General features: G+C 73.3%; 7 protein-coding genes. 5 read left to right on the top strand and 2 right to left on the bottom strand.

The features are described 5' to 3' along the window. Positions 1–145 precede the first annotated feature (145 nt). The gene (locus tag AB0J72_RS50360; protein WP_363413486.1) at positions 146–1108 is read right to left on the bottom strand and encodes a LysR family transcriptional regulator; all 963 of its coding nucleotides are present in this window, start codon (positions 1106–1108) and stop codon (positions 146–148) included. 167 nt (positions 1109–1275) lie between these two features. On the opposite strand from AB0J72_RS50360, the gene AB0J72_RS50355 reads away from it, so the two are divergent. Further along, positions 1276–1932 (top strand): DUF998 domain-containing protein, encoded by a 657-nt coding sequence (locus AB0J72_RS50355; RefSeq protein ID WP_363413483.1) that lies wholly within the window; start codon positions 1276–1278, stop codon positions 1930–1932. A 4-nt stretch (positions 1933–1936) separates the two neighbouring features. Then, entirely contained in the window at positions 1937–2740 is an 804-nt protein-coding gene (locus AB0J72_RS50350; RefSeq protein WP_363413480.1) for an SDR family NAD(P)-dependent oxidoreductase, read from the top strand. Positions 2741–2788: 48 nt separating this feature from the next. Here the strand turns inward: AB0J72_RS50350 and AB0J72_RS50345 are convergent, their stop codons facing one another. Further along, on the bottom strand, positions 2789–3277 hold the full coding sequence (locus tag AB0J72_RS50345; RefSeq protein ID WP_360559847.1) for a helix-turn-helix domain-containing protein: 489 nt from the start codon (positions 3275–3277) through the stop codon (positions 2789–2791). A gap of 66 nt (positions 3278–3343) precedes the next feature. Here AB0J72_RS50345 and AB0J72_RS50340 point away from each other — a divergent pair, with 66 nt between their 5' ends. The 3 genes from AB0J72_RS50340 to AB0J72_RS50330 all read left to right on the top strand — a co-directional run bounded on the left by AB0J72_RS50340 (position 3344) and on the right by AB0J72_RS50330 (position 8308). After that, on the top strand, positions 3344–3850 hold the full coding sequence (locus AB0J72_RS50340) for a PaaI family thioesterase (RefSeq protein WP_363413476.1): 507 nt from the start codon (positions 3344–3346) through the stop codon (positions 3848–3850). Between the two features lie 155 nt (positions 3851–4005). Next, a complete protein-coding gene (locus AB0J72_RS50335; RefSeq protein WP_363413473.1) occupies positions 4006–5787 on the top strand; it encodes a S8 family serine peptidase in 1782 nt (593 codons plus the stop codon). 31 nt (positions 5788–5818) lie between these two features. Next, positions 5819–8308 carry an EAL domain-containing protein gene (locus tag AB0J72_RS50330; protein ID WP_363413470.1) on the top strand — a complete coding sequence of 830 codons (2490 nt, stop codon included), beginning with the start codon at positions 5819–5821 and terminating at the stop codon, positions 8306–8308. Positions 8309–8318 lie beyond the last annotated feature (10 nt).

Below are 8318 nucleotides of genomic sequence, written 5' to 3'. Positions count from 1 at the left end.
TGGTCCGTCAACCGCGACCGCCCCTGCCCCGGCGGCGGCGTCGTGTCCAACTGCAGCGGCATCGCCCAGAACAACTGGCAGTTCACCCAGATCACGGCCACGTTCACCGGCTAACCGCACGACCTGAACGCAGCGAGGGCTGGCCCTACAGGGCCAGCCCTCTTCTGTCGGGGTGGCGCCCCAGCCAGGCCGTGTAGCGGTCGTTCTTGCGCACGGCGTCGGCGTAGGCCTCGATCGCATACGCCCAGACCTGCCCCGCCACGTCGGCGGCGGGCCCGTCGGGCAGCCAGCCGAGCATCTGCCGCCAGTGCAGCGGCGCGCCCGCGATCGGCACCGCGGCCAGGCCCGCCATCGGCCGCAGCGTCGCCTGGCACAGGCCGACCGCGTCGCCGGACTCGATGAGGTCGATCGCGCCGCGGACCTCCGTCTCGAACAGGACCCGGGGCGTGAACCCGGCCCTGGCGCAGGCCGCCGCGTGGCAGGAGGAGAAGCAGCCGTCGCCGGGCGCGGCGACCCACTGGGCGTCGGCGAGCTCGGCCAGGTCGACCTCGTCACGGTCGGCGAGCCGGTGCCCCTCCGGCAGCAGCAGGAACACCGGGTCGGCGGCCACGGCCCGCCAGGCGAGCCCGTTGTCGGTCGCCGGGGGCGCGTCGCCGCAGGCGCCGACCAGGACGAAGTCCAGCTTGCCGGCGAGCACCTGGTCGCCCAGCTCGGCGGCGGACCACGACGCGTGCGTGCTGACCTGGGCACCCGGATGGTTGCTGCTGATGCGGTGCACCAGGCCGCCGAGGATCGGGCCGTTGACCGCGCCGATCCGGTACCGCCCGGCCCGGTCCGTCCTGCTGGCCAGCCGGGTCGCCTCGTCCTGGAGCCCCTTGACGGCCGGCAGCAGCACCCTGGCCCGCGCCAGCACCAGCTCACCCAGCGGTGTCGCGCGGGCGCCGCGCCGGTCACGCTCGAACAGCAGCCCGCCGAGCGCCCGCTCGATGCGCTGCAACTGCGCGGTCAACGCCGGCTGGGCGAGACCCAGCACGGAGGCGGCCTTCGTGACACTGCCGGCATCCGCGATCGCGCACACGACCCGCAGGTGCCGCAGCTCCAGATCCATATGCAGACGGTAGGACCTCCGCCGGATGGGGAGAAGACCCCGGAGCCATCGAGCCTCACCGTTTTCGCAGATCGACACATCTATGAAACGTGCCGGCGGATCACCGTATACCGGGGGCGGGTATGCGGCGATGCTATGGAACCGGGCCGCCTGGGTACCCTGGACGGGTGCTCTCCCCCCGCCGCTGGTGCGCCGGTGCCGCCACCGCGACCGCGGCGACCGGCGCGATCGGGCTCGCCTTCGCCGTGGCCGGCTCGGCGCCGTGGCACTACGTGAGCGAGTCCGGCGTCGCCGGCGCGCCCCACCCGACGCTCTACCGGGTCAGCATGCTGCTCCTGGCGGCGGCGCTGGCGTTCCTGGCGGTGCCGGCCCGGCACACCGCCCGCCACGCCCTCGTCGCGCTCCCGTTCGTGCCCGGGCGCGTCGCCGCGCTGGTGCCGGCGGGGCTCGCCGCGGCGGCGATCGCCCTGGCCGCTCCCCTGGCCGCCGTCGCCGGCGCGGTGACCTGCTCCCCGGGGTGCCCGCTGCCGCCGTATGAGTCGCCCGAGCCGCAGGACCTGGTCCACGCCGCCGGCGCGATCGGCGCGCTGCTGCTCCTTGCGCTGGCGATTCTGGTGTACGCCACCCAGCCCGACCATTCGACGCTGCGCCGCGCGGGGCGGCTCGGGGTGCTCCTGGCGTTCCCGCCGCTGATCCTGTCCGCGATCGGCATCCTGTTCCTGGGCCGGGGCCTCTTCACCGGCCTGATGGAGCGGGCCGCCCTGGTCGCCGTCTCGGCGTGGCTGGTGCAGACCGCCGCCGTCCACGTCCGGGCCAAGCCGTGACGCCGTGACCCGCACCGTCGTCGTCACGGGGGCGAGCGCGGGGATCGGCCTCGCCGCCGCGAAGGGGTTCGCCGCCGCCGGCGACCGCCTGATCCTCCTCGGCCGGCACGAGCAGCGCCTGGCCGCCGCCCTCGACGCCGTTCGCGACGCCGGCGCGGCCGACCCGGTGGCGGTGCGGGCGGACTTCGCCGACCCGGCCCAGGTGCGGTCCGCGGCCGCCGAGGTCCGCGCCGCGTGCGACCGCATCGACGTCCTGGTGAACAACGCCGGCGGCCTCTTCCGCGGCCCCATCTGCCTGCAGGTCAACCACCTGGCCGGGTTCGAGCTGACCCACCTGCTGCTCGACCGGCTCCAGGACCCCGCCCGGCTGATCACGACCGCGTCCCTCGCCGAGGCCTGGGGCGTGCTGGACGTCGACCGGCCGCTGCGCGCGTCGCTCCGGCACCGCAGCCGGTGGCTCGCCTACGGCTCCTCGAAGCAGGCGAACATCCTGTTCACCCTGGAGGCGGCCCGGCGCTGGACCGCGCGCGGCGTCCTGCCCGTGGCGTTCTTCCCGGGTCTTGTGCGGAGCCGGTTCGCCACCACCAGCCCGCTCTTCATGCTCGGCAAGCTGATCCCGGTCCTGTTCAGCTCCCCGCAGAAGGCCGCCGACACCCTGCTGTGGCTGGCCGGCGCGCCCGCGGAGGCGCTCGTGCCCGGCGGCTACTACTTCCTGCGGCGGCCCTTCGCCGCGATGCCCCGCTCCACCTCGCCGGCGCGGGCCGCCCGCCTCTGGGAGTCCTCCCTGGAGGCCGTCAAGCGCCGGTGACCGCAAGCAGGAGGCCGTCAACCGGCGCTGACCGCGAGCCGGCGGCCGTCAGGCGTCGGTGACCGCGAGCCGGCGGCGGGCGCCGCGGCCGGGGCGGGGCACGACGTCGCGCGGCGGGACCTGGGCGTGGCCGGACTCGCAGACCAGCACGGCGTGCACGGGCGCGCCGCAGCCGCGGTGGACCGTCTCCAGCGGCGGCCCCTCCGGCCCGGCCAGGTACCGGTCGCCCCACTCCAGCACGGCGACGAGCAGCGGATACAGGTCGAAGCCCTTCTCGGTGAGCCGGTACTCGTCGCGGACCCGCGAGCCGGGCTCCCGGTACGGCACCCGGCGCAGCACGCCGTTGTCGACGAGCATGCCGAGACGGTTGGTCAGCACCTGCCGCGGGATGCCGGTGCGCTCCCGCATGTCGTCGAAGCGGTGGATGCCGTTGAAGACCTCGCGCAGCACGACGACGGTCCACTTCTCGCCGAGGATCGCCATCGCCGCGCCGATGGTGCAGTTGTCGACCGACCAGTCCAGTGCCGCAGGTCTCATCCCGTCAGGCTAACCCGCACCTGAGTCTGGTTGACAGATCCAGCCATCGCCCGACAGGCTGCATCCATGACGCAGACTCAGGACGAGGTCCGTAGCCGCACGTTCACGTGGTCCGACCCGATGCTCAACGCCGCCGAGCTGGGCCGGCGCAGCGGCCTGGAGCTGCTGCAGGCGATGGCCCGAGGCGAGCTGCCGGCGCCGCCGATCACGCACCTCATGGGTGCCGGGCGGATCGAGGCCGAGCTGGGCCGGGTCGTCGTGACCCTCGAGCCGCAGGAGTTCCACTACAACCCGCTCGGCAGCATCCACGGCGGGGTCCTCGCGACGCTGCTCGACACGGCCGCCGCCTGCGCCGTGCACTCGACGCTGCCGGCCGGCGTCGGGTACACCTCCCTCGACCTCAGCACGAAGTTCCTGCGCCCCGCGTCGATCGCGTCCGGGACCCTGACCTGCGAGGGCACCGTGCTGTCGAAGGGCCGGCGGACCGCCCTCGCCCAGGCGGTGATCACCGACGCCCGCGGCGGCATGGTCGCCCACGCCACGTCGAGCTGCATGCTCTTCGACCTGGCCTGAAGGCCGCACCTGAAGGTCGCACCTGGAGGAGCGTGACCGACACCACGCTGCGTAAGGCTTACTCAGCGAAGAGTGTCCAACCTGGTGACAACGCCGCACTACCGGCTGCTCAACCATGGATCACGGCGAGTCGTCGACCCATGGAAGGGGACCGAATGCCAAGCAGAAACCGGAGCGCACTGGGTGCCGCCGCGGCAGCGATCATCACGATCGCCGGCGTGGCCGCACCGGGCGTGCCGGCGGCCGCGGCACCACCGGCGGCATCGACCGCCGACCAGCTGACCCGGGTGATCGTCGCCTACGACGACGCCGACGCGGCAGCCCGGGCGGTCGACCGCGCCGGCGGGAAGGTCGGCCGGGCGCTGTCGATCGTGGAGAGCTTCGCGGCCGAGATACCGGACACGCAACTGTCCGCCCTGAGGGCCGCCCCCGGCGTGCGGTCCGTGACCCTCGACGGTGAGGTGGCACTCCAGGCCGAACGATGGCGCGCCGACGGCGACGCCAACTCGATGTTCAGCGTCGTGCGCGCGACCGGCGCGCTGGACGTGTGGAAGAAGACCGACTCCAGCGGCCGGCCGATCGGCGGCGCCGGTGTCGGCATCGCCCTGATCGACTCCGGCGTCTCGCAGGTCACCGGGCTCAACGACCCGGGCCGGATCGTCAACGGGCCGGACCTGTCGTTCGAGTCGCAGTCGCCCAACCTGCGCTACGCCGACACGTTCGGGCACGGCACCCACATGGCCGGCCTGATCGCCGGCCGCGACCCCGGCACCAACTTCCTGACCGTCGACTCGCCGACCAACTTCACCGGCATGGCGCCCACCTCGACGCTGATCAGTGTCAAGGTCGCCACCGCCGACGGTGCCACCGACGTCTCGCAGGTCATCGCCGGGATCGACTGGGTCGTGACGCACCGCAACGACCCCGGCCTGAACATCAAGGTGCTGAACCTGTCGTTCGGCACCGACAGCTACCAGGACGAGAAGCTCGACCCGCTGTCGCACGCGGTCGAGGCGGCGTGGAAGAAGGGCATCACGGTCGTGGTCTCCGCCGGCAACGACGGCAAGACCCGCACCGCGCTGTCGATGCCGGCGGCCAACCCGTACGTGATCGCGGTCGGCGCCGCCGACTCGAAGGGCACCGAGTCCCGCTCCGACGACGTCCTCGCGGACTTCAGCACCCGCGGCAACGCCACCCGCTCCGCGGACCTGACCGCGCCCGGCCGCTCGATCGTCGGTCTGCGCGACCCGGGCTCCTACGTCGACGTCAACTACCCGACGGGGCTCGTGCCGGGCGACACGACCGGACGGTACTTCCGGGGCAGCGGCAGCTCGCAGGCCGCGGCCATCACGTCCGGCGCCGCGGCGCTGCTGCTGCAGCAGCGCCCGAACCTCACGCCCGACCAGGTCAAGAAGCTGCTCGTCGGCACCACGGACGCGATGACCGCCGGTGACGTGCTGGGCCGCGGCTCCGGCCAGCTCAACGTCAAGAGGGCGATCGAGGCGCCGACGCCCACCTCCACGCAGACGTGGACGGCGTCGACCGGCACCGGCACGCTGGAGGCCTCCCGGGGCTCCGCGCACGTGGCGGACCCGGTCACCGGCACCGAGCTGACCGGCGAGACGGACATCATGGGCCGGGCCTGGACGCCGTCGACGTGGGCGAAGGCATCGACCGCCGGCACCGCGTGGACCGGCGGCACCTGGAACGGCGCGACCTGGACCGGCACGTCGCTGAGCGGCACGGCCACGACCGGCCGCAGCTGGGTCGCGGTCGGCTGGTCCGGCACCAGCTGGTCCGGGCGCACCTGGAGCGGCCGCACCTGGAGCAGCGCCGTGTGGGACGGCCGCACATGGAGTGGCCGAACTTGGTCAGGTAGCACCTGGAGCGGCCGAACTTGGAGTGGAAGCTACTGGTCAAGCTCCATCTGGCAGTAACCCTCATGAAAAGGGCGATTCCGGGACGGTCATGAAGAAAGCACGCGCGTGGACGCGCCCGGACGCACGGGTGGCGGCGCTCAGCCTGTGGCTGGGCGTCGCCACCATCGTGGCCCACGGCCTGCGCGTCCACCACGGCGGGCTGCCGGCGTCCCCCGAGGCGCTGCCGCTGATCCTGCTCGCCGTCGCGTTCGCGGTCACCGAGGGGTTCGCGGTGCACATCCGGGTCCGCCGCGGCGGCCACGCGATGAGCCTCAGCGAGATCCCGATGGTCCTCGGGCTGCTCTCGGTCGACCCGACCCTGCTGCTCGCCGTCCGGCTCCTCGGCGGCGGCCTCGGCCTGGTGGTCCTGCGCGGCCAGCGCGGCGTCAAGCTCGGCTTCAACGTCGCCCTCCTCGGCGTGCAGACCACAGCGGCGTCCGTGATGCTGCGCGCCCTCACCGGCCCCACCCTGCCCGACGTCGGCCCGCTGCAGTGGCTGTACGTGCTGCTCGTCATGCTCGTCGCCGACGTCGTCGCCGCGGTGCTGGTCACCGCCGTGATCGCGCTGCACGACGACCCCAGCGAGTGGAAGCGCCTGCCGAGCGCCCTGCAGGGCCTGCCGCTCGTCGCGATCACCACCAGCATCGGCCTGATCAGCACCCTCGCCATCGACCGCGACCCGAGGGCGATCGCCCTGATCGCGATCGTCTCCGCGGTCACGTACCGGGCCTACCGCTCCTACGTGAGCCAGAGCCAGGGCCACGAGCAGGTCGAGGAGCTCTACGCCTTCACCCGCGCCATCGACGGCGTCCTGGACACCGGCGGCGTCGCCCGCATCGTGCTCGAGCAGGCCCGCGACCAGCTCCGCGCCGAGCGGGCCGAACTGATCATCCCGGGCGCCGACGGCTCCCAGATCCGGATGCGCATGCACGGCCGGCACCAGCTCGACACGACCGTCATCGACACCCTGCCGGAGACCGCGTGGTGGCAGCCCGCCCGCGCCGGCACCCCCGTCCTGGTCGCCAAGGGCAGCCGCGTCGTCGGCTCCATCGTCGACGGCATCGCGGTGCCCGTGCCGCTCAACGACGGCGCGACCGGCGTGCTGTTCGTCGCCGACAGCCTCCCCGACATCCCGACCTTCGGCGAGCATCACGTCCGCCTCTTCCAGGCGCTCGCCAACCACGCCAGCCTCTCGCTCGCCAAGGCCCGCCTCCTCGACGAGCTGCGCCGGGAGGTCGCGGAGAAGGAGCACCTGGCGCTGTACGACCCGCTCACCGGCCTGCCCAACCGGCAACGCTTCCAGTCGCTCACCGACGCGCTGCGCGCCCAGGGCACCCCGGTCGCGATGCTGCTCATGGATCTCGACCGCTTCAAGGACGTCAACGACGCGCTCGGCCACGACATCGGCGACACGCTCCTGCGGCAGGTCGGCGACCGCCTGCAGGGCCGCCTCGGCGACCGCGGCACCGTCGCCCGCTTCGGCGGCGACGAGTTCGCCGTCCTGCTGCCCGGCATCCGCACCCGCGAGGTCGCCGTCGCGATCGGCGACGACCTCGCCGCCGCCATGGAGCAGCCGATCGCGATCGGCCACCTGCGCCTCAACGCCCGCGTCAGCATCGGCATCGCGCTCGCCCCCGAGCACGGCCACGACGCGAAGACCCTCATCCAGCGCGCCGACGTCGCCATGTACGTCGCGAAGACCACCCGCACCGGGGTCCGCGTCTACCAGCCCGACGACGACCGCAACAGCCCCCGGCGCCTCGCCATGGTCGCCGACCTGCGCGAGGCCATCCAGCGGCACGACCTCGTCGTCGTCTTCCAGCCGAAGCTGGAGACCGCCACCGGCGTCGTCCGCGGCGCCGAGGCCCTCGCCCGCTGGCACCATCCCGCGCACGGCTTCGTCCCGCCCGACGAGTTCATCCCCCTCGCCGAGACGTCCGGCCTGATCCGGCCCCTGACCCTGCACGTGCTGGAGGTCGCGCTGCGCCGCTGCGCCTCGTGGCGGCGGATGGGCCACGACATGCACGTCGCGGTCAACCTGTCGCCCAACAGCCTGCAGGAGGCCGACCTGCCCGACATCGCCGCCCGGCTGCTGGGTCAGGCGGGTGTACCGGCGAGCGCCCTGACCCTGGAGATCACCGAGAGCAGCATCATGGACGACCCGGCCGGCAGCCTCGTCACGCTCGACCGCCTGCACGCCCTCGGCGTCAAGCTCGCCATCGACGACTTCGGCACCGGCTACTCCTCCCTCGGCCGCCTCCGCGAGCTCCCCATCCACGAGATGAAGATCGACAAGTCCTTCGTGCAGCGCATCGCCGTCGACCACCGCGACCGTGCCGTCGTCCGCTCCGCCGTCCAGCTCGGGCACGCCCTGGACCTGGAGGTCGTCGCCGAGGGCGTCGAGGACGAGCAGACCCTCAACCACCTGCGCACGGAGAGCTGCAACCTGGTCCAGGGGTACTTCATCTCCAAGCCCCTGCCCGCCGACGAGTTCGCCGACTGGCTGGCCGCACGGGTGCCGCAACTCGGACAGGCATAACCTTTTCCCG

Source organism: Dactylosporangium sp. NPDC049742, assembly GCF_040674675.1.
Taxonomy (GTDB): Bacteria; Actinomycetota; Actinomycetes; order Mycobacteriales; family Micromonosporaceae; genus Dactylosporangium; species Dactylosporangium maewongense.
This window is presented reverse-complemented; position numbering and strand designations above follow the sequence as displayed.